Here is a 1,711-nt window from a genome sequence, read left to right on the forward strand (position 1 = left end):
CGCGGTGGTGATCTCCAGGTCCGCGACGGTGTAGGAAACCACCACCTGCGCCGGACCCGATGCCGCTTGGCGGGAACCGCCCGGGGGCAGGAAATCCGAACCGCCCCCACCCCCGCCTGTGCCACAGCAGTTGCAGGAGCCGCCACCGCCGCCGCCGAACCAGCCAGCGCCACCGCCTGAAGCGGGGAAGGGGCCGTCGGCGCCCTTGCCTCCGGCACCGGCGGTACCGGACTCTCCGTCCTCAGTGCCCGGTTGATCATTACACCTTTCCCCGCCCTCTCCACCCGCTGTCTGCGTTCCCCCTCCACCAGCTTGCGCCAGGGTGCTGCCCGGACCACGCACAGCTGCTTGGCCCTCAGGGAAGCCTGCCGCGCCTCCGGCCGCGGATAGAGAGCCGCCCCCGCCGCCTGCGGCGACGATAAGCCTGGGGTCGTTATCCGCATTACCGGTCAGCACGCAGCCAGACGCCTCTGAGGAACAGGTACGCACGTCACTGGCGCCGCCACCAGCGCCACCGGTGAGGTCGGGGCGCCCAGGAGCAACGCCGGCGGGTCCCCCTCCGACGGCAACGTTCACGTAGAGGGTGCTGCCGGGTTCAACGGGCTCCCCCTGTCCGACTGCCAGCATTGCGCTGACAACGGAACCGGTGCCTCCCACGGAATTTGCGTTTCCACGGACCGGCCTTCCGCCTGATTCGCCGGTGGCGGTGATGGACAGGGATGTGATGCCGACGGGGACCGTGAAGGGCTGGTTGGCGCCAGCTGTGAAGGTCTGGATGATCGTTGCGGCCGTGGCAGGAGTGGCAGGGACCATGATGCCGGTGGCTGCCAGCATGAGGGCGGGAGCCAGGAGCCGTGCAGCAGCCCGCCGTGCTCGGATGCCCATAGCGTTGTGGAGGAGTGCCGGGAGCTGTGGCGTGCCTGTATCGGGGGGGAGTGTGATCATGCCCACATGCTGCCTGTGCTTGCAGGCCCTGGTCTGCCTCTACACGCCGCAGGCGTCCAGGAATTGCCTGATCAGCGCCTCCGCTGTCCTGTGGGCAGATCGCTCTGTCACCGGGCCCCTTTCGAAGGTGCTGCGAGCCGGGGCCCGCCCCTGCGGGGCGAAGGGAAGGGCGGATTCTGGGGATCGTTGCAACGCGTGGTCGGTTTGATCAGGCGGTGAGTAGTTTATGCGGGCGCTCGGCTGGGGTTTCCCAGCCGAGCGTTTTGCGTGGGCGGCGGTTGGGCTGGTCGGCGACGGCGGCGAGGTGTTCGGGGGTGTGGACGGAGGGGTCGGTGCCCTTTGGAAAGTACTGGCGGAGCAGGCTGTTCGTGTTCTCGTCCGAGCCGCGCTGCCAGGGGCTGGCCGGGTCGCAGAAGTAGACGGGGATGTCGGTGGCGAGGGTGAACTCGTGGTGGCGGCCCATTTCGCTTCCCTGGTCCCAGGTGAGGGAGCGGGCCAGGTGGGAGGGCAGGGTGGCGACCGTGGCCGTCAGGGCGTTTCGGACGGCTTCGGCGCCGTGGTCGCCGGGAAGGTGCAGGAGTATGGCGTAGCGGGTGGACCGCTCCACTGACGCGACCGGAGCCCTCGTCAGACCCTTAAGGGGTAGGATTTGATCCCGCGTCTACGCAGGTAGGAGCGGTTGCCGCGGGACGAGTACGCCTTGTCCGCGGCGGCCGCGCCTGGCCGGGTGCGGGGACGGCCGGCGCGCCCGCGGACTCGGACCGCG

At 69.5% G+C, this 1,711-nt stretch carries 1 protein-coding gene and 2 pseudogenes; all 3 read right to left on the bottom strand.

Annotated features, from left to right (window positions below):
- The coding region (locus tag IF89_RS50065) for a glycine-rich protein (RefSeq protein WP_420707021.1) at positions 1–945 on the bottom strand (945 nt) is incomplete at its 3' end.
- Positions 946–1,153: 208 nt separating this feature from the next.
- A pseudogene (locus IF89_RS0135270) lies at positions 1,154–1,552 on the bottom strand (IS30 family transposase); the annotation flags it as partial.
- Positions 1,553–1,590: 38 nt separating this feature from the next.
- A pseudogene (locus tag IF89_RS45530) lies at positions 1,591–1,711 on the bottom strand (IS5/IS1182 family transposase); the annotation flags it as partial.

Source organism: Streptomyces sp. NRRL F-2664 (assembly GCF_000719345.1).
Taxonomy (GTDB): domain Bacteria; phylum Actinomycetota; class Actinomycetes; order Streptomycetales; family Streptomycetaceae; genus Streptomyces.